The 17,871-nt window shown below is 62.7% G+C and carries 18 protein-coding genes and 1 tRNA gene; 3 read left to right on the forward strand and 16 right to left on the reverse strand.

Annotated features, from left to right (window positions below; translation table 11 throughout):
* Position 1: 1 nt before the first annotated feature.
* The gene (locus OHD58_RS05170; protein ID WP_263801989.1) at positions 2-1,084 is read left to right on the forward strand and encodes an ABC transporter ATP-binding protein; all 1,083 of its coding nucleotides are present in this window, start codon (positions 2-4) and stop codon (positions 1,082-1,084) included.
* A gap of 69 nt (positions 1,085-1,153) precedes the next feature.
* Positions 1,154-3,172, forward strand: a complete 2,019-nt coding sequence (locus tag OHD58_RS05175) for an aldo/keto reductase (protein ID WP_263801990.1) — start codon at positions 1,154-1,156, stop codon at positions 3,170-3,172.
* Positions 3,173-3,391: 219 nt separating this feature from the next.
* On the opposite strand, the gene OHD58_RS05180 is transcribed toward OHD58_RS05175, so the two are convergent.
* The 14 genes from OHD58_RS05180 to OHD58_RS05245 all read right to left on the reverse strand — a co-directional run bounded on the left by OHD58_RS05180 (position 3,392) and on the right by OHD58_RS05245 (position 14,953).
* Entirely contained in the window at positions 3,392-3,847 is a 456-nt protein-coding gene (locus OHD58_RS05180) for a hypothetical protein (protein ID WP_263801991.1), read from the reverse strand.
* Between the two features lie 86 nt (positions 3,848-3,933).
* Positions 3,934-4,506 carry a hypothetical protein gene (locus tag OHD58_RS05185; protein ID WP_263801992.1) on the reverse strand — a complete coding sequence of 191 codons (573 nt, stop codon included), beginning with the start codon at positions 4,504-4,506 and terminating at the stop codon, positions 3,934-3,936.
* A gap of 5 nt (positions 4,507-4,511) precedes the next feature.
* Positions 4,512-5,360 (reverse strand): ParA family protein, encoded by an 849-nt coding sequence (locus tag OHD58_RS05190; RefSeq protein ID WP_263801993.1) that lies wholly within the window; start codon positions 5,358-5,360, stop codon positions 4,512-4,514.
* A 20-nt stretch (positions 5,361-5,380) separates the two neighbouring features.
* Positions 5,381-5,689: a DUF6538 domain-containing protein gene (locus OHD58_RS05195; protein ID WP_263801994.1), complete on the reverse strand. Its 309-nt coding sequence runs from the start codon at positions 5,687-5,689 to the stop codon at positions 5,381-5,383.
* Between the two features lie 157 nt (positions 5,690-5,846).
* Positions 5,847-5,931 (reverse strand) — tRNA-Leu (locus OHD58_RS05200).
* A 75-nt stretch (positions 5,932-6,006) separates the two neighbouring features.
* Entirely contained in the window at positions 6,007-6,627 is a 621-nt protein-coding gene (locus tag OHD58_RS05205) for a 2,3-bisphosphoglycerate-dependent phosphoglycerate mutase (protein ID WP_263801995.1), read from the reverse strand.
* A gap of 45 nt (positions 6,628-6,672) precedes the next feature.
* The gene (gene dapB, locus OHD58_RS05210) at positions 6,673-7,485 is read right to left on the reverse strand and encodes a 4-hydroxy-tetrahydrodipicolinate reductase (RefSeq protein ID WP_263801996.1); all 813 of its coding nucleotides are present in this window, start codon (positions 7,483-7,485) and stop codon (positions 6,673-6,675) included.
* On the reverse strand, positions 7,482-9,344 hold the full coding sequence (locus OHD58_RS05215) for an ABC transporter ATP-binding protein (RefSeq protein ID WP_412177161.1): 1,863 nt from the start codon (positions 9,342-9,344) through the stop codon (positions 7,482-7,484). Before OHD58_RS05215 ends, dapB begins: the two co-directional genes overlap by 4 nt.
* 129 nt (positions 9,345-9,473) lie before the next feature.
* A complete protein-coding gene (locus OHD58_RS05220) occupies positions 9,474-10,499 on the reverse strand; it encodes a glucokinase (protein ID WP_263801997.1) in 1,026 nt (341 codons plus the stop codon).
* Positions 10,500-10,529: 30 nt separating this feature from the next.
* Positions 10,530-10,913, reverse strand: coding sequence for a methylglyoxal synthase (locus OHD58_RS05225; RefSeq protein WP_263801998.1), 384 nt, complete (start codon positions 10,911-10,913; stop codon positions 10,530-10,532).
* Positions 10,914-10,996: 83 nt separating this feature from the next.
* On the reverse strand, positions 10,997-12,064 hold the full coding sequence (gene mepA / locus OHD58_RS05230) for a penicillin-insensitive murein endopeptidase (RefSeq protein WP_263801999.1): 1,068 nt from the start codon (positions 12,062-12,064) through the stop codon (positions 10,997-10,999).
* 101 nt (positions 12,065-12,165) lie between these two features.
* Positions 12,166-13,080 carry an SDR family oxidoreductase gene (locus OHD58_RS05235; protein ID WP_263802000.1) on the reverse strand — a complete coding sequence of 305 codons (915 nt, stop codon included), beginning with the start codon at positions 13,078-13,080 and terminating at the stop codon, positions 12,166-12,168.
* Positions 13,077-14,261 carry a tRNA epoxyqueuosine(34) reductase QueG gene (queG, locus tag OHD58_RS05240; protein WP_263802001.1) on the reverse strand — a complete coding sequence of 395 codons (1,185 nt, stop codon included), beginning with the start codon at positions 14,259-14,261 and terminating at the stop codon, positions 13,077-13,079. Before queG ends, OHD58_RS05235 begins: the two co-directional genes overlap by 4 nt.
* The gene (locus tag OHD58_RS05245; protein ID WP_263802002.1) at positions 14,261-14,953 is read right to left on the reverse strand and encodes a glutathione S-transferase family protein; all 693 of its coding nucleotides are present in this window, start codon (positions 14,951-14,953) and stop codon (positions 14,261-14,263) included. Before OHD58_RS05245 ends, queG begins: the two co-directional genes overlap by 1 nt.
* A 157-nt stretch (positions 14,954-15,110) precedes the next feature.
* On the opposite strand from OHD58_RS05245, the gene OHD58_RS05250 reads away from it, so the two are divergent.
* Positions 15,111-15,917, forward strand: coding sequence for an undecaprenyl-diphosphate phosphatase (locus OHD58_RS05250; protein ID WP_263802003.1), 807 nt, complete (start codon positions 15,111-15,113; stop codon positions 15,915-15,917).
* Positions 15,918-15,922: 5 nt separating this feature from the next.
* Here OHD58_RS05250 and OHD58_RS05255 read toward each other — a convergent pair whose 3' ends face one another.
* Together OHD58_RS05255 and OHD58_RS05260 are read right to left on the reverse strand one after the other, a co-directional pair.
* On the reverse strand, positions 15,923-16,690 hold the full coding sequence (locus OHD58_RS05255; protein ID WP_263802004.1) for a sulfite exporter TauE/SafE family protein: 768 nt from the start codon (positions 16,688-16,690) through the stop codon (positions 15,923-15,925).
* Between the two features lie 16 nt (positions 16,691-16,706).
* Complete coding sequence (locus tag OHD58_RS05260) at positions 16,707-17,681, reverse strand: complex I NDUFA9 subunit family protein (protein WP_263802005.1); 975 nt, start codon at positions 17,679-17,681, stop codon at positions 16,707-16,709.
* Positions 17,682-17,871 lie beyond the last annotated feature (190 nt).

Here is a 17,871-nt window from a genome sequence, read left to right on the forward strand (position 1 = left end):
CGTGGCAGGTGTTACGCTCAGCAAAGTCGTCAAGCGCTTCGGCTCCTACGAGATCATTCACGGAGCGAGCCTGGAGGTCGCCGATGGCGAGTTCGTGGTTTTCGTCGGTCCCTCGGGCTGCGGGAAGTCCACGCTGCTCAGAATGATCGCGGGCCTCGAGAGCGTGACCGAGGGTGACGTGTCGATCGGCGGCAGGGTGGTCAACGATGTCGAGCCGGCCGAGCGCGGCGTCGCCATGGTGTTCCAGTCCTATGCGCTCTACCCGCACATGACGGTGGAGCAGAATTTGAGCTTCGGGCTCAGGATGACCGGCCACGACAAGGCCGACATCGCAAGACGGGTCGAGCGCACGGCGGGCATCCTGCGCATCGCCGAGCTTCTGAAACGCAAGCCGCGCCAGCTTTCCGGCGGCCAACGGCAGCGCGTCGCGATCGGCCGAGCCATCATGCGCGAGCCGCAACTCTTCCTCTTCGACGAGCCGCTGTCGAACCTCGACGCGGAGCTGCGCGTGCAGATGCGGGTGGAACTGGCCCGCCTGCACAAGGAACTTGGCGTGACCATGATCTATGTGACCCATGACCAGACCGAGGCGATGACACTGGCCGACAGGATTGTGGTCCTGCGCGACGGCACGATCGAACAGGTCGGCAGGCCGCTGGACCTTTATAACGATCCCGACAATCAGTTCGTCGCCGGTTTCGTGGGCTCGCCAAAAATGAACTTCATCCCGGCGCTCGTCGTCGAAGGCGACGGGAGAGGTGTGACGGTCGAACTCGCTGGCCAGGAGAGGACTACCCGCCTCACGCAACCACTCGCCGGGCCGGCGCCGGAACCGGGAAGCCGCGTCGTGGTCGGCGTGCGGCCGGAGCATTTCGGCGACGCCGGAAAGGGCGACGCGGACCTTCTCGTCAACGTCGACATCGTCGAGCACCTGGGCGGTACGAGCTTCATCTATGCCAGCACCGCGGGGGACTACGGACTTGTCATCCAGCGCGATGCCGACGGGGTCGCCGATGCTGCCGAGATCACCGTTTCGATACGCAAGTCCTACCTGTTCGACGAAAACGGGAAACGCCTTCGCTGATCGAATTTCACCCGACATCAAAGACAAGGTGGTCGGAGACTATAGTCTCCCAGCCTCAAGGAGAATGAAATGAGTGCCAACAAAGCTGTCCGCTGGGGCATACTCGGGCCGGGCGGCATCGCCAAGGCGTTTGCAGGCGGCATCGCGAATTCCAGGACGGGGGTACTCGCCGCCATCGGTACGCGCGATCCGGGCAAGGCCGGGCTCGCCGAGAGCTTTCCGGGTGCCCGCATCGTTGCCGGCTACGAGGCGCTACTCGCCGACCCGGCGGTCGATGCCATCTACATCGCGACACCGCATCCGTACCATGCGGAATGGGCGATCAAGGCGGCCGAGGCAGGCAAACATGTGCTCTGCGAGAAGCCCCTTGCACTGACTGCATTCGAAGCTGCCGCGATGATGCACGCTGCGCGCCAGGCCGGCACATTCCTCGGCGAGGCCTTCATGTATCGGCTGCACCCGCAAACCGGCAAGCTGGTCGAACTGGTGAAATCCGGCGCCATCGGCGACGTGCGCATGATCAAGTCGAGCTTCGGCTTCGCCATGCCAGGCTTCATGCCTGAGCACCGGCTCTATGCCAACGATCTCGCCGGCGGCGGCATTCTCGACGTTGGCGGCTATCCCGTCTCCATGGCGCGCCTGATTGCGGGAGCGGCGACAGGCGAACCGTTCGCCGAGCCGGACAAGGTTGTGGGCGTCGCGCATCTCGGAAAATCCGGCGTCGACGAGTGGGCGTCGGCTCTGCTGCATTTCCCCGGCGGCATCGTCGCCGAGGTTTCCTGCTCCATCTCCGTGAACCAGGACAATGTACTGCGCATCTTCGGCACGAAAGGTCGGATCGAGGTTCCCGACTTCTGGTTCGCCGGCGGCAGCCGCGACGTCGGGCCGGGCAGGATCGACGTGATCCAGCCGGATGGCGGGCGGGAGACGATCAGCCTCAACGAGACGCGGCATCTCTATTCCTTCGAGGTGGACGCGGCCGGCGAGGCCATCCTCGAAGGGAAGCAGGAGTTTGCCTGGCCGGGAATGAGCTGGGCCGACAGCCGCGGCACCTTGCGGGTGCTGGACAAGTGGCGTGCCGCCGTCGGGCTCGAATATGCGATCGAAAAGGCCGAGAAGCGCGTCAACACGATTTCCGGCAGACCGTTGCGTCCCGGTGGCACCGCAATCGGTAAGCGCGCCATTCCGGGGTTGTCCAAGCCGGTGTCGGTCCTTGCCCTCGGCTTCGAGGATTTCCGCACCTTCTCTTCGGGCGCGATCCTGCTCGACGCTTTTTTCGAGGCCGGCGGCAATTTGTTCGACACGGCTTACATCTATGGCTCGGGCTATACGGAGAAGCTGCTCGGAGAATGGCTTGCCAGCCGCGGTGTGCGCCAGCAGTCGGTCGTCATCGGCAAGGGCGCGCACTCGCCGCTCTGCTATCCCGACATGATAGGAAAGCAGCTCGCGCAGTCGCTCGATCGGCTCGGTACCGACCATGTCGATGTCTATTTCATGCATCGCGACAATCCCGACGTGCCGGTCGGCGAATTCATCGACGCGATGGATCGCGAGGCCAAGGCGGGACGCATTCGCGGGCCGTTCGGCGGCTCGAACTGGACGATGGAACGCATGGACGAGGCGATCGCCTATGCCGAACGGACCGGCAAGCAGAAGCCCGGCGCGCTCTCCAACAATTTCTCGCTGGCCGAGATGCTGGAACCCATCTGGGCGGGCTGCGTGACCTCATCGACCGACGCATGGAGGGCCTGGCTGACGGCCCGGCAGATGCCCAACTTCGCCTGGTCGAGCCAGGGCCGCGGCTTTTTCACCGACTTGGCGGGGCGGGACAAGCGGGACAATGAGGAACTGGTGCGGGTCTGGTACTCGGAGAAGAATTTCCGCCGCCGCGACCGCGCGGTGGAACTCGCCGCCAAGCTCGGCAAGAGCCCGATCCATGTCGCGCTGGCCTACGTTCTTGCACAGCCCTTCCCGTCGATCCCCCTGATCGGGCCACGCACGCTTGCCGAACTCGCGGACAGCCTCGAGGCGCTGGATATCGAGCTGTCGCCGGATGACCTCGATTGGCTGAGGGATTCGGTGGTCTAGACTAGGAAGTCCACCGTCGACCTGAGGCCACTCCGGCGGTCTCGCGCGAAGGGGATGAGCACCCAGCTCGCTGGGTCGCAAAAGCGTTTTCGGGGAATTTTTGGTGCCTAGAAGAGGATTGACATTAGCAACGTTGATTTCCTTACGAAATCTCTCTCGACTGTCTGCTATGTACCCGAGCTTGTACCCGCCTGGCAACTCATATCGAAGAAGGCGAGGTCAATCGACTAAGGGCGCCCACCCCAGTTCAGCTTCTATCCTGCGTCGGTAGGCCGTGTCGATCTGGCGTGGTGTGAGGCGAATGTATCGCTCCGCATTCTCACGTTTGTTTCCTACTAAGCCTGCTAGATGCGCAAGAACCTCATCGATGGTCGGTATACGGTTTTCTGTGCCGTCAAACTTCGGCGGCAGGGCTGTCCAGATCACCGCGCGAATACCGTGAGCGGCAGCCCATTCTCCCAAATTGGGGATAGCTGCCGGTGACGCATCTCCGGTCTGCCAATGAGCAATGTGATCCCGGATTGGCTTGCCTTCGCGCTGTCGCAGTGCTTCCTTCGCGACGTTCAAATCTGTGGTATCCATCACGGCCCAAAGTGTTCTTATGGGGACGGCGGCATCAGAAATAACCAGAGTGATCCTGTCGTCGTTCGATTGGCGCGCGAACTCAATTCGCATGAACGGACCATCCTCGAACCACAGACGTTGAATTGGCAATTCCCTCGGGTCCCAAACTAACGATCCCCAGCCGAGACAAGCAATTGTCATCTCCCACCCCCAGATCGCCGGTCACCCTTGACCGATTTACTCGGCCAATTTTCTACTTGCGAGCCTTTGTCATCCTCACGACTTGTAGAGCCCGCAACCTCTGTCGATCGCATGGCGTCGTTGGTTGACCTGATCGCATCCGAGATGGGGCCTAACTGGGATGGACCGGATCGCAACCCCTCCTGCACAATCTTGTCAAGCCGGTCGTGAGGAGTCTCCAGCAAGACTTCCAAAACCCGGCGAAAGGCTTCCGGTCGCTGCTTGAACTGGCCGGTTCGCGCGCCTCGTATTTCGAGGAAATTTCGTACATCTGCGATCGTCGGCAGAAATCGCTTCGCCTCGTACTGGCCAGCAACGCTAAGGAGCAAATCTTTAGTTGCTTTCGGGAGTTTCTGTCGCAACACCATGCCTGTTGGCGTCGGCCGCTCGCTCGGCACACTCTCACGTCGGACATTCTGTCGCTCGGATCGGTTCATCCCCTCAAGCGCGCGCGTCACCGAGTCGTACCCCCATTCGTCGATGAGAAGCGTTAGCAGCTTGGTCAGAATCTTATTGGAAGACGGCTTCATAGAACTCACATTCCGATCGATTTGAAAAACTCGTTGGCAAAGTAGGAAAACATATCGGAGTTTCCGGAGTAGCTAAAATCACCACGCATCTTCTTGGGGAATCCTCGGGAAAATGGTATCTCATGCTTAAACATATGCCAGTTGTTCTTAGCAGCGTCCGCGCGAATATCTGCCATCGCCTGCGTTTTCTCAGGCCCTCCATTATTGCCGCCGTGGTAAAAGCCGTTGTTGATAACGATACCCGCGACCTCTATTTTGTGGCCTCGATTTTGCCTCCTGAAGTTGGTCAAGGATTGCGCGAGCAACGGGAACCCAATTGTCGCAAAATACTCAGGCTTCACGGGTACGAGTAAAAGTCTGCTCGCATGGTAAGCAGCATGAGTAAGTATGGACTCAGTGGGTGCGCAGTCGATTATGATAAGGTCTTTGTCCTTAAAATTAGCAGCAATGAAGCGAGCTAATGCTTTTGCGTCCGGTCGGATTGCATTTGTCAGGTTATCGGAGAAATCGAATCGTGCTGGTATTAGGTCCAGAGAGCGATCCTCCCACTCGAAAATCCCTTCTACAGCGTCATCTGGCCCTAGCGGGCTAGGCCCTGACGAGGACGGGCTCGGTGGCAAATATCCATTGAAAACCTCAACAATGGATGCACGTTGATCGGTGAGAAACTGGCCGTAGCTGTTGTGCATCAATGCTTGGCTCAGGTTTGCTTGAGGGTCCAAGTCGATGGCGAGAACGTCCAGATTTCTTCTTATGGCTCCATGCCGGGCGAGAAGCGCCGAGATTGTAGATTTTCCAACGCCACCCTTCATATTGATGACACTGATTACGAGTGGTCCATCTTTCCGAGCCATCTTATCTCCCCCCAGATGGTTTAAACGTAGAACACCACGGACGCAGCGGCAACTTCCTCATAGAGATCGGCGCGGATCGTCAATGCTTGTTCGGCGATGTCGCGGCTACGCTGCCGTCCAAGTTCAGCGAAGGACTGCGGAGTTGGTGTCGGCTTGGGCACTTCGGCCGCGACGGTCTGCGCGATCAAGGTGGCGCGGTATCCTTCGAACTTCTGCTTGATCCCGGCGACAACACCATGGAGCTTTCGACATGCCTCGGCGTGGTCCTTTGTCCGCAGCGACTTCTTGTGCTGCTTCCGGCCGTAGCTCTCGACGATGTCGGAGGGCACGCGGACCTATGCGTAGTAGGTGCCGTTGATGTTGATCAGATAGCTTGGCGCTTGCATGTCTTCCATCCCTCGAATGTACCCGAGCCTGAACCCAAGTCGAGGGAGAAAACCGTTTGAGAACCAACGCTTGCAGCCAAATCAAAGACTTGGGTGCAAATGGTGCCCAGAAGAGGACTCGAACCTCCACTCCTTGCGGAACACGGACCTGAACCGTGCGCGTCTACCAATTCCGCCATCTGGGCAGCGCCGCTCATGTAAGCGGGCGGGAAAGCAGTGTCAACGCGCTTTTTGCTCAGTCGTGCTGGAACGCTGGGCCGTCAGCCTTCGAGGATCTCTTTCGAGGCGACGGTGGAATCGGCATTGAGCCTGTAGATCATCGGCACGCCTGTGCCGAGTTCCAGGCTGACGATGTCCGGTCCGGAAATTCCTTCCAGCGCCATGATCAGCGCGCGCAAGGAATTGCCGTGCGCGGCAACCAGCACGGTTTCGCCGCGCAGCACGTGCGGCTGCATGTCGTGCATGTAGTACGGCCAGACGCGGGCGCCGGTGTCCTTGAGGCTTTCTCCACCGGGCGGCGGCGTATCGTAGGAGCGGCGCCAGATGTGCACCTGCTCCTCGCCCCACTTCTTGCGGGCGTCGTCCTTGTTCAACCCGTTGAGATCGCCGTAATCGCGCTCGTTGAGTCTTTCGTCGCGAATGGTCCGCAGATCGCTCTGGCCGGTAGCATCGAGAATGAACTGGCAGGTGCGCTGTGCGCGAACGAGCGCCGACGTGAAGGCAATGTCGAATTTCAGGCCGCGAGCCGCGAGTTTCTGTCCAGCTGCCTTCGCCTCGTCGACGCCCTTTTCGCTGAGATCGACGTCGCGCCATCCAGTGAACAGGTTCTTCAGGTTCCATTCGCTCTGGCCGTGGCGGACGAGGACGAGAGTTCCAGACATGGTGTTCCTTTCCAGTTGCCGATTGGTGGGGATACGGTTTGCGGACTAGCTCAATCCCAGCACGTCGCGCATCGAATAGAGGCCGGGTTTCTTGCCGTGCGCCCACAGAGCCGCCTTGACGGCGCCGCGCGCGAAGATCGCCCGGTCGCCGGCGTGATGGGAAAGCGTGATGGTTTCGCCGGTCCCGGCGAGCATGACCGAATGATCACCAACGACCGAGCCGCCGCGCAGCGTGGCAAAACCGATGGTTCCGGCGGGTCTCGCACCGGTGTGGCCGTCGCGCACGCGCACCTCGTTGCCGGCAAGCGGGATGCCGCGTCCGGTTGCGGCCGCCTCGCCGAGCAGCAGTGCCGTGCCTGATGGCGCGTCGACCTTGTGCTTGTGATGCATTTCGAGGATCTCGACGTCGAAATCCGCGGCATCCAGCGCGCGCGCCGCCTGCTCGACCAGTACGGCCAGAAGATTGACGCCGAGGCTCATATTGCCGGATTTGACGATTGTCGCATGGCGGGCCGCCGCGGCGATCTTCGCGTCATCCGCCTCGGTGCAGCCGGTGGTGCCGATCACATGCACGATGCGCGCCTGCGCGGCGTAGCCGGCGAATTCCACCGATGCGGCGGGCACGGTGAAATCCAGCACCCCGTCAGCCTTGGCAAAGACGGGCAACGGGTCGTCGGAGATGGCGACGCCGATTGCGCCGACGCCCGCCAGTTCACCGGCATCCTTGCCCAGGAATGGTGAACCCGGCCGTTCGATCGCGCCGGCAAGGCGGGCACCTTCGATCGAATGGATCGCGCGGATGAGCGCCTGTCCCATGCGCCCTGCAGCACCAACGACGACCAGCCCCATTTCGCTCATGATGTGCCCCCTGCTGCTATCTTCACCGCCTTCGCCCGCTTCGGCTTGACCGGCGTTGCCTTGATGTCGTCGACGATGCCCAGGCCCTTTTCGTTCTGCAAGCGATGGAAGCGTGCGTAAACGCCGTGCGGCCTGGCGAGCAGCGCCCGGTGGGTGCCTTGCTCGACCAGCCGGCCTTCTTCGAGGACAATGATCTGGTCGGCGCTGACGACCGTCGAGAGCCGGTGGGCGATGACGATCGTGGTGCGGTTCTTCATCACCTCGGCGAGCGCTTCCTGAACGCGCGCCTCGGACTCATTGTCGAGTGCCGAGGTCGCTTCGTCGAGCAGCAGGATCGGCGCGTTGCGCACGATGGCGCGCGCAATCGACAGGCGCTGCCGCTGGCCACCGGAGAGAGTGACGCCGTTCTCGCCGACCAGCGTGTCGTAGCCGTTGGCCTGCTGGCGGATGAAGTCGTCGGCCTGCGCCAGCTTCGCCGCCGTCTCGATCTCGGCGTCGGTGGCGTCGGCACGGCCGTAGCGGATGTTGTCGCGGATAGTGCCCTCGAAAAGATAGGGCTGCTGCGAGACATAGGCGATCGAATTGCGCAGCGACTTCTTGGTCACCTTCGCGATGTCCTGGCCGTCGATCGAGATGGTGCCGCTGTCGAGGTCGTAGAAGCGCTGCAGCAGTGCCGTCAGCGTCGACTTGCCGGCGCCCGAGCCGCCGACGATCGCCGTCGTCTTGCCCGCGGCGGCACCGAAGCTCACATCGTGCAGCACCGGCGATGCTTCGGCATAGGAGAATGAGACGTGGTCGAACATGATGTCGCCGCTCGTGATCCGCAGTGCCGGCGCATCCGGCGCGTCGCCCTGGCGAGGCTCGAGGTCGAGGATCTCGTAGATCATCCGTGCATTCACCAGCGACCGTTCCAGGTTGACCTGGACGCGGGCCAGACGCCGCGCCGGATCATAGGCGAGCAGCAATGCGGTGATGAACGAGAATACCGAGCCGGGCGGTTGCACGCCGGCAGCGCTGCGATGGCTGGCATAGGCGATGACGCCGGCGATGGCGAAGCCGGCGAGGATTTCGGCGATCGGCGTTACCCGCTCGGACACCCGCGCGATCTTGTTGGCGCGCGCCTCTGCGTTGCTGACCAGCTCGGAAATCTTCTTCGACAGTTGCTCTTCCATCGTGAAGGCCTTCACGATGGCGATGCCTTGCGTCGCCTCCTGCATGGCGCCGATCAGCCGCGAGTTGATCTCGACGGATTCGCGGGTGATGCGCCGCAGCCGCCGCATCAGGTAGTTGACCGTGTAGACGAGCGGCGGGCCGATGAGCAGCGCCATCGCCGACAGCACCGGCTCCTGGATGAACATCACCGTGACCAGCGCGATCAGCGACACTGCGTCGCCTGCCACCGACTTCAGGGTCATGCCGAGCAGATCGCGGATGCCGTTGACGTTTTCGTTGATGCGCGCGGCCAGCTGACCGGAGCGCGTATCGTTGAAGAAGTTCACGCCGAGCTTCATCAGGTGGTCGAAAATGCGGCGCTGGTAGCGGGCGACGAGGTTATTGCCGACCTTGGCGAGTATCACCGACTGGCCGTAGGTGGCGAAGCCGCGAATGACGAAGGCAAGCGCGATCGAGCCGGCGACCAGCAGGATCAGGTCCTGGCGTCGTTCATAGAACAGTTCGTCGATGACGTCCTTCATGATCCAGGCGCTGAAGGCGGTGGTGGCCGCGACGGCGAGCAGGCAAAGCGTGGCAAGGACATAGTGCCAGCGGTAGTCGCGGCCGTTTTCCGCGAGGATGCGCCGGATGACGGCGACGACCTCGCCCGGATCCGCGCGCTTCTTCGTTGTTTCTGGCAGTGTCAAATTCCGGGCCCGTTCACGTCCGCTGCGACAGAACGCCTATTGCGGCGTCGGCGCCTCTCTTAACCGCATCGGCCGGGCTTGCCTATGGCCGATGCGCAACGGCTTCCGGCAAATACCGCGTGACCCGGTTCAGGCTTTCCAGCGGCGCCCGGATGTCTCGACGCCGAAACGGACCGGCGTGCGGGCATAGGCAGCGAGACCCGCAAGCGCCGCCAGCGGATGCGTAATCACATAGACCGGCATGTCGCGCATCAACTCCTTGTGTGGAGCCTTGTCTTCAAAAGCGGCGCGGAATTCGCCCGTTTGCAGTGCCGGCACGATCTTCTGCGCGATGCCGCCGGTCAGGTACACGCCGCCGCGGCTCATGAACACGAGTGCCAGGTCGCCGGCGGTGCGGCCGAGGCATGTCACGAAGATTGACAGCGCTTCCTCGGCGATCCTGTAGGACTTCTCCAGGGCAGCGCCTGTGATTTCCGCCGGTGTGGTGAACCGCGGAGCGGCACCGTCTGCCTTGGCGACGGCGCGATAGATGTTGACGAGGCCGCGTCCGCACAGAAGCTGCTCGCCGGAAATGCGGCCCTCGATCGGCTCCAGATGCGGGAACACCTGAAAGTCACGCGGGGTGCGCGGGCCGATGTCCATGTGGCCGCCTTCGCCGGGAACCGGGATCCAGCGGTTGCAGGCGTGGATAAGACCGGCGACGCCGAGGCCGGTACCCGGGCCGAGCACGACACGGCCGGCGGTCGGCTCGGGCGTCCCGGGTCCGATTTTTTCCATGTGCTCTTCACCGAGCGCCACGACGGCGAGAGCCTGGGCTTCGAAATCGTTGAGGACCACCACATCGCGCAGGCCGAGATTCTCGATCATCACCCGCGGCCGTACCACCCAGGGGCAATTGGTAAGCTCGATCTCGTCGCCATCGACAGGACCGGCGACGGCGAGTACCGCCGAACGCGGCTGGACGGAGGTGCGGTCCAGGATAGCGGTCTGGATTGCATCGTCGATCGTGGCGAAATCCGCGGTCTGCACGATCGGGAACTGTTTTGGCTCCGCATAGGAATCGAGCAGAATGGCGAAGCGGGCATTGGTGCCGCCGATATCGCCGATCAGGATCGGAAACTGCAGGACGCTCTCGTCGCCGTTCTGGTTTGCCATGCTCGTTTCCATTCCCCTCACAGGCGGCGTTCAGCCGTTCTTCTTGTTGTCGACGACGATCCTGGCGGTGGCGAGGTTGAGCGCCATCGGGATGTCATAGACGATCGCCAGCCGCATCAGCGCCTTGACATCCACGTCATGCGGCATCGGCGTCAGCGGATCAACGAAGAAAATCACCGCGTCGATCGCCTCCTCGGCGATCAGCGCGCCGATTTGCTGGTCGCCGCCGAGCGGACCGCTTTTCAGGCGGCGAACGGCAAGTTGCGGGCATGCTTCAAGCACCCGCTGGCCGGTGGTTCCGGTTGCGACGATATCGCAGCCGGCGAGAAAGTCGGCATGAGCGGCGGCAAACGCCACCATGTCGTCCTTCTTTTCGTCATGTGCGATCAGGGCGAGGCGCAGTTTCGAAGCCATCTGGGCTCTTGGGCAAGCGGATTAAATCGGTTGAAGTCGTGTGACCGATCCGTTGCCAGAAAAGCGCCCGTCGCGCAACACCGTTAGTTCTGCGGCCGCGGCCGCGGCATCGGAATACCGATCTTCGGCGTCGGCGCAAACGAGTTGGCGGTGACCGGCATCGAAGCCGATGGATCGACCATCGCCGGAGGCTCAGGCGCTGCTACTGCGGCCACGGCTGTTCCGTTGCCGCCGATGGTCACCGCCATTTCCGATTCCGGTTCAGGCGCGGCAAGCACGGCACGGCATTCCTTGGGCAGGCTCGCCATCGTCATCAGGTCGCGCGCCTTGGGCGCATCCGGGTTCTTGTTGGGGCGCCAGGGTTCCTCGGTGAACCACCAGGCGAGCGACTCGTCGCAGCCGTCGCTCCTCGGTGTAGCCTGCTGCCGCTTGCAACCTGTCGAACCCGGCTGGCAGCCGATGCGGACGTGGAAGTGATAGTCGTGCCCCCAGAACGGCCGCACCTTGCGCAGCCAGCTGCGGTCGCCCCTCACGGTATCGCAGAGCTTCTTCTTGATGCCAGGGTTGACCAGGATGCGTTCGACCTCGGGATAACTTGCGGCACGCTTCAACAGGCGTGCATGCTCCGGCCGCCAGAGCTTATCCTTCACCAGATGGGTTTTCTCGTTGACCAGCGAAACCGCGCTCATGTTTTCGCGCTCTCGGGACGACAGCCGGCGATCCGGCATCGGCATGAACCAGATGTCGGCATCGAGACCGATCTGGTGCGAGGCGTGGCCGGTGAGCATCGGGCCACCGCGTGGCTGCGAGATATCGCCGAGCAGCAGTCCCGGCCAGCCGTCGGCGGTTGCGTCGCGGGACAGCTTTTCGATCAGGCTGATCATCGCGGGATGACCCCAGCGGCGGTTGCGAGAGAGGCGCATCGCCTGCCAGGTCGGACCGTCGGTGGCGATGGCGACGCCGCCGGAAAAACAGCCCTTGCTGTAGAAACCGAAGGATTTCGGCGTGGTCGCAGCCGGCAGCCTCTGGGAGCCGAACAGGTTTTTGGCCAGTTGCTCGGCATTGCCGTCAACGGCGGCTCCAGCCATCATCGCGGAGGTCGCAATCACAATCGCGGCCAAGCGGCGTGCAGCCTGAAGGAACGATTTCATCGGCGTTTCCATGAGAATAAATCCACCCCCAAGCCTGGGCCACGATGGTTACGCGAAGGTAAACGCCCGAGCATCATAACACGCTTCGCGTCGGGCGTGGACTAATCAGCGCGGATTGCACTCCTCGCATCGGCGTCGCCTGCACCGTTCCAGGTGTCGGTTGCCCACATGTGGTCGAAGGCGGAACGGTAATCCGGAAACTGGAAATCATAGCCCGCCGCCTTGATCGCCGCATTGGAAACCCGCTTGTTCTCCCCATAGAAGGACCGCGCCATTGGCGAAAGTTGGGCGGACGCGAAGGGAATCTCCGGCGGCGGTTCGACGCCCATCAGCTTCGCGGCATAGCTCACCACGTCCTGCGGCGGCGCCGGCTCATTATCCGTCACGTTGAAGACGCCGCCGAGATTGCGTGCGGCGAGATGCCAAAGCGCCCCGGCGATGTCGTCGCAGTGGATGCGGTTGAATACCTGGTTCGGCTTGATCAGCCGCTTGGCGGTGCCGTTCGCCAGGTTGACGAAAGCGTTGCGTCCGGGACCGTAGATGCCTGAGAGCCGCAGGATGGCGACCGGCAGGCCGGTCTCCTGTCCGAGTGCCAGCCATTCATTTTCGGCGGCGAGCCGCTGGATCGAGCGCTTCGACACCGGCCGGCAATCGCCTTCTTCGTCGACCCAGGCACCTTGATGATCGCCATAGACGCCGACGGTGGAGAGATAGCCGATCCAGCGGAGGCGCGGCGTCTGTTTGGTGATGACCTCGCGGGCGAGCGCAAGCACTGGATCGCCCGTGTCGCCCGGGGCGATGGAAACGATGAGGTGCGTGGTTTCGCGCAAGACGTGGGCAGTCTCCCGGGGAAGGTCGGCCCCGTCGAAAAGCAGGGGTTCGATGCCAATTTGGCGCAGTTGATCGAATTTTTCGGCTGAGCGCGTCGTGCCGGCGATGGCGGCATCGCCGCGATTGGCGCGAGCGAATGCCTTGCCGGAATAGCCTGCGCCGAAGATGAAGAAGCGATCCGTCATGCATGAATTCCATGGTTCGTGCGATTAGCGCTACCCGCTGGGCGAGCGGCACTCCACTCCGCAAGCACGTCATCATCTATTTCTTCGCTTGCAAGGTGGGTCGCGATTTCGGCGAAAGCCGGCGACGGCATCAGCCGGTACAGGGCCCAAACGGCAGCCCCCCGCACCAGCGGCGAGAGATCATGCGCGAGGTCGCGGCACTGGCCGATCAGCGAAAAATCACCGGAATTGCCGGCGGCGATAAGCACGTTGCGGACGAAACGGTCGCGGCCGATGCGCTTGACCGGAGAACCGGAAAACAGCGCGCGGAAGGCGGAATCGTCGAGTGCAAGGAGTTCGGCCAGCCGTGGTTCGCGCAAATCGTCACGTGGCGCAAGCTTCATTTCGGAAGCGGAACGCGCGAACTTGTTCCACGGGCAGGCGGCGAGGCAATCGTCGCAGCCATAGATGCGGTTGCCGATCGCTTCGCGGAACTCGCGCGGAATCGGACCCTTGTTCTCGATGGTAAGGTAAGAAATACAGCGCCGCGCATCGAGCCGGTAGGGTGCTGGAAAGGCATTTGTCGGGCAAATGTCGAGACAAGCGCGGCAGGAACCGCAATGGTCGTCCTCGGGCATGTCGGGCGTCAGTTCGGCCGTTGTGAAGATCGAGGCCAGGAAAAGCCACGAGCCGAATTCGCGGCTGACGAGATTGGTGTGCTTGCCCTGCCAGCCAATGCCGGCGGCTTCCGCCAGCGGCTTTTCCATCACCGGCGCGGTATCGACGAAGACTTTGACGTCAGCGCCGCCGCGCGCCGCGAGCTTGCCGGCAATCTCCTTCAGCCGACCCTTGATGACGTCGTGATAGTCGCGGTTTTGCGCATAGACGGAGATCGCGCCACGGTCGCGTTTTTCCAGAATGCCGAGCGGATTGGCATCCGGCCCGTAGTTCATCGCGAGCACGACGACCGAGCGGACATCCGGCCACAACGTTTTTGGGTCGCCGCGCCGGGAAGCGGTTTCGGCCAGCCACTCCATCGAACCGTGCAGACCTTCTGCGACGAATTGACCGAGGCGCTCCGGAGCGAGGGGAATGGCGTCGGGCGTGGTGACGGCGACAATATCGAAACCGGCCTTTTTCGCCTCGCGGTCGATGAGGTCCCGGAGGCGCGCCGGATCGGCGATGGCCCCGGCGGCGCGCATCAGAAGTCCAGATCCCCGTAGTGGGACGCCGGCGACAGGCCGCGTACCCGATCGCCGAGCAGCGGCCGGAACGATGGCCGCGACTTCAGCCGCGTGTACCAGTCCTTGGCCGACGGATAGTCGGTCCAGTCGATCTCGCCGAGATAATCGAGCACCGACAGCGTGCCGGCGGCGGCGAGGTCGGCATAGGACAGCCGCGGACCGGAGAGCCAGTTGCGGGTGCCGGCCAGCCAGTTGGTGTATTTCATATGCTGCTTGATGTTGGAACGGGCGGCGCGGATGGCGCCCGAATCCGGCGAGCCGCCGCCATCGGTACTCGGCATCAGCGGCTTCAGCACGCGTTCGCGCACCAGGTGGCGGGTGACCTCGCCTTCGGTCTTCTGCAGGTACCAATCGATCAGTCGGCGGATTTCGGCGCGTTCCATTGGATCTTCGGCGAAAAGCCGGCGCTCGCGCTTCAACACGCCGCGCGTCTCGTCGAGATATTCGGCGATGACGGTGCCGCCGACGATCGGCACGTCGCCTTCCGCCAGAAGCACCGGCAGGGTTCCGGCCGGGTTCAACGCCAGGAATTCCTTGCGCCGTGTCCACGGCTTTTCCTCGATGAGTGCCAGTTCCTCCCCGTATTCACCGAAGGACAGGCGGACAAAGCGGCTTGTGGCAAAGAGGGGGTGGTGGAAAAGGGTCAGCATGATACCGCGATTATCGATCGGCTCTGGCCAATTCAAGGCAGCGCCAGTAAGTCTTGGCCCGCCCGATTCTGAGGGCTGATGAGGCGACCCGAGCTATACGGGCAGACGGACGCCGTGACAAGCAAGCGACGGCCGCGGCGGCCGGCCGAGGGTCCCGATGGAAAACCAGACAATTGTTGACGCGCTTTTGCTCGGCCTGCTGGAGGGGCTGACCGAGTTCATTCCGGTATCCTCCACCGGCCATATCCTGCTTGCCGGCCATTTTCTCGGCTTCAAATCGACAGGCAAGTCTTTCGAGGTGCTGATCCAGCTTGGCGCGATCCTGGCCATCCTGAGTGTTTACGCGGCACGGCTGCTGCGGCTGGCCGCCGACCTGCCGTCCAGCGGACGGGCGCGGCGTTTCGTGCTCGGCATCCTGATTGCCTTCCTGCCGGCGGCCGTGATCGGCGCTTTGGCGCATGATTTTATCAAGACGGTGCTGTTTGAAACACCGATGCTGATCTGCATCATGCTGATTCTCGGCGGCATCGTGCTTTTGGGGGTCGATCGCTGGGCGCTGCAGCCGAAGTATCACGACGTCATGGATTTTCCGCTGCGGGTCTATTTCGGCATCGGGCTGATCCAGTGCCTTGCCATGATCCCCGGCACCTCGCGTTCCGGCTCGACCATCGTCGGCGGGCTGCTGATGGGCGCCGACAAGCGTTCGGCGGCGGAGTTTTCCTTCTTCCTCGCGATGCCGACCATGGCCGGCGCCTTCGCCTACGATCTGTTCAAGAACCGCGATATCCTTTCGGCGGCCGACCTGCCGATCATCGTCGTCGGCTTCATCGCCGCCTTCGTGATGGCGGTGATCGTCGTGCGCTACCTGCTCGATTACGTATCGCGGCACGGCTATTCGATGTTCGGCTGGTGGCGGCTGATCGTCGGCGGCGCCGGCCTGGCGGCGCTGCTGATCTGGGGCTGAAGGCCTCAGAGATAATCCATCACCCCGCGGCGCAGCAGGTCGAGCGCCAGGATGGTGATGCCGATGCGGAACCATTTGCGGAACGTGTCTTCCGGAATCCTGTCCAGCCAGCTGGTGCCGAAAACCGTGCCGAGGAAGCCGGAAACCACCATCACGGCGATCAGCGGCAGCCACTGCCAGAAGGCAAAGCCGGCGATCCCGAAGACGAGGATCTTCAGCCCGTGCTGGACAGTCATCGCGGCGCCGTGCGTGGCAACCAGCGCCTTGCGGTCGTTGGGCAGGATCTGCGCCAGGATCGGCGACATCAACGGCCCGGTGGCGCCGACGAACATGGTGGTGAGAGCAAGCACCGCACTGGCGGCCGCCATGCCGATGCGCCCGAGCGTGGCGAGGCCAGGGATCTTCACCCAGGTGATGGCGATGATGAAGGCGCCGAGCATGATCTTCAGCGCCGAATCAGGCAACTGCACGACCAGGAAGACGCCGGCAATGGCGCCGACGACGCTGCCGGCGATGAACGGCATGGCGACGTCCATGCGCACATTGGCGCGCTGATGCCAGGTGCGGCCGGTGTTGGAGCCCAACTGCACTGCGCCATGCACGGGAATCAGGGCTGCGACCGGCACGAACAGGCCCATCAGCGCCAGCATGGCGAGGCCGCCGCCGACGCCGAAGGCGGCAGTCAGCGCCGAGGTGAAGAAACTGGCAACGACAAGCAGCGCGGCAGGCGCTGTGGCAAGACCTTCAGGCAGCCAACCGGCGATTGCTTCCAAGCTTGATCGGCTCCACTCAGGCCAGCGTCTTGCGGGTGAACTGGCCGGCCGGCCGGTAGCGCCACAGATAGGAGGGCAGGATCGCGGCGGACGCCTGGGGCTGAATGCCGAGCGCCGTGATGGTGCGTCCCTGTCTCTCGGCATCCGCGGAAACGACGTTGTCGTTCCTTAGCTGCGTCACCTGATCGGTGGTGAGCAGCGGGCTCGGCAGCATGCCAAGGATCGACCCCTGCAATTCAGCCAGCCACCACGGAACGGTCACCAACTGCCGCTTGCGGTCGATGATTTCCAGCATCTCCTCCATGCATTCACGGAACGTCATCACTTCCGGGCCGCCGAGTTCGTAGATCGTGCCGCCCTTGACCGTACCGTCGACCGAACGAGCGATCGCTTCGGCGACGTCGCCGACGAAAACCGGCTGGAACCGCGTGTTGCCGCCGCCGAGCAGCGGCAGGAATGGCGAATAGCGCGCCATGTCGGCGAAGCGGTTGTAGAACTGGTCTTCCGGACCGAAGACGATCGATGGACGGAAGATGACGGCATTCTTGTTGGCCTCGAGCACGGCCATTTCACCGCGCGCCTTGCTCCGCGCATAAAGCGAAGCCGAATCGACGCTGGCCCCGATGGCGGAATTGTGGGTCAGGCCGGCACCGGCGGCGGCTGCTGCCTGCGCGACGGCGCGGGCGCCCTCATCATGCACCGCCGAGAACTTCTGCTTGCCGCCTTCGTAAAGGATGCCGACCAGGTTGACGACATGATCGGCGCCTTCGACGGCGCGGTCGATCGACCAGCGGACGCGAATATTGGCCTGTACCGGCTGGATCTGGCCGACATTGCCGAGCGGCTGAACAAAGTTGGCGAGATCGGGGCGACGGCAGGCGACGCGCACCCGGTAGCCGCGCCGTGCCAGCGCGCGCACCACATGCCGTCCAACAAAACCGGATCCGCCAAAAACAGTGACCAGTTTCGGGATTTCGGTGATTGTCGTCATGGCGCGCTCCGCTCGGCTTGCTGGCCTGTCTGTCGTGGCTTCTTAATCGCTTTTATCGGGAAGGCAATACTTGATGCGGAAATGGTATAACAAACGGCTGTTTTCGAGAGAAAACAACCGTGCACCGCACAAGCATCTCCGTTGCCACGCTGCGGAAATCCGCCCTGGCCATTGAGCCCTTCGACAGGCT

The sequence above is a fragment of the Mesorhizobium sp. ZC-5 genome (assembly GCF_025753855.1).
Classification (GTDB): Bacteria; Pseudomonadota; Alphaproteobacteria; order Rhizobiales; family Rhizobiaceae; genus Neomesorhizobium.

What these genes read in the sequence shown, in the direction of transcription:
- OHD58_RS05175 (WP_263801990.1), top strand. Translation starts at nt 1,154, where the DNA reads ATGAGTGCCAACAAAGCTGTCCGCTGGGGCATACTCGGGCCGGGCGGC.
- OHD58_RS05180 (WP_263801991.1), bottom strand. Translation starts at nt 3,847, where the DNA reads ATGCGAATTGAGTTCGCGCGCCAATCGAACGACGACAGGATCACTCTG.
- OHD58_RS05185 (WP_263801992.1), bottom strand. Translation starts at nt 4,506, where the DNA reads ATGAAGCCGTCTTCCAATAAGATTCTGACCAAGCTGCTAACGCTTCTC.
- OHD58_RS05190 (WP_263801993.1), bottom strand. Translation starts at nt 5,360, where the DNA reads ATGGCTCGGAAAGATGGACCACTCGTAATCAGTGTCATCAATATGAAG.
- OHD58_RS05205 (WP_263801995.1), bottom strand. Translation starts at nt 6,627, where the DNA reads ATGTCTGGAACTCTCGTCCTCGTCCGCCACGGCCAGAGCGAATGGAAC.
- dapB (WP_263801996.1), bottom strand. Translation starts at nt 7,485, where the DNA reads ATGAGCGAAATGGGGCTGGTCGTCGTTGGTGCTGCAGGGCGCATGGGA.
- OHD58_RS05220 (WP_263801997.1), bottom strand. Translation starts at nt 10,499, where the DNA reads ATGGCAAACCAGAACGGCGACGAGAGCGTCCTGCAGTTTCCGATCCTG.
- OHD58_RS05225 (WP_263801998.1), bottom strand. Translation starts at nt 10,913, where the DNA reads ATGGCTTCGAAACTGCGCCTCGCCCTGATCGCACATGACGAAAAGAAG.
- mepA (WP_263801999.1), bottom strand. Translation starts at nt 12,064, where the DNA reads ATGAAATCGTTCCTTCAGGCTGCACGCCGCTTGGCCGCGATTGTGATT.
- OHD58_RS05235 (WP_263802000.1), bottom strand. Translation starts at nt 13,080, where the DNA reads ATGACGGATCGCTTCTTCATCTTCGGCGCAGGCTATTCCGGCAAGGCA.
- queG (WP_263802001.1), bottom strand. Translation starts at nt 14,261, where the DNA reads ATGCGCGCCGCCGGGGCCATCGCCGATCCGGCGCGCCTCCGGGACCTC.
- OHD58_RS05245 (WP_263802002.1), bottom strand. Translation starts at nt 14,953, where the DNA reads ATGCTGACCCTTTTCCACCACCCCCTCTTTGCCACAAGCCGCTTTGTC.
- OHD58_RS05250 (WP_263802003.1), top strand. Translation starts at nt 15,111, where the DNA reads ATGGAAAACCAGACAATTGTTGACGCGCTTTTGCTCGGCCTGCTGGAG.
- OHD58_RS05260 (WP_263802005.1), bottom strand. Translation starts at nt 17,681, where the DNA reads ATGACGACAATCACCGAAATCCCGAAACTGGTCACTGTTTTTGGCGGA.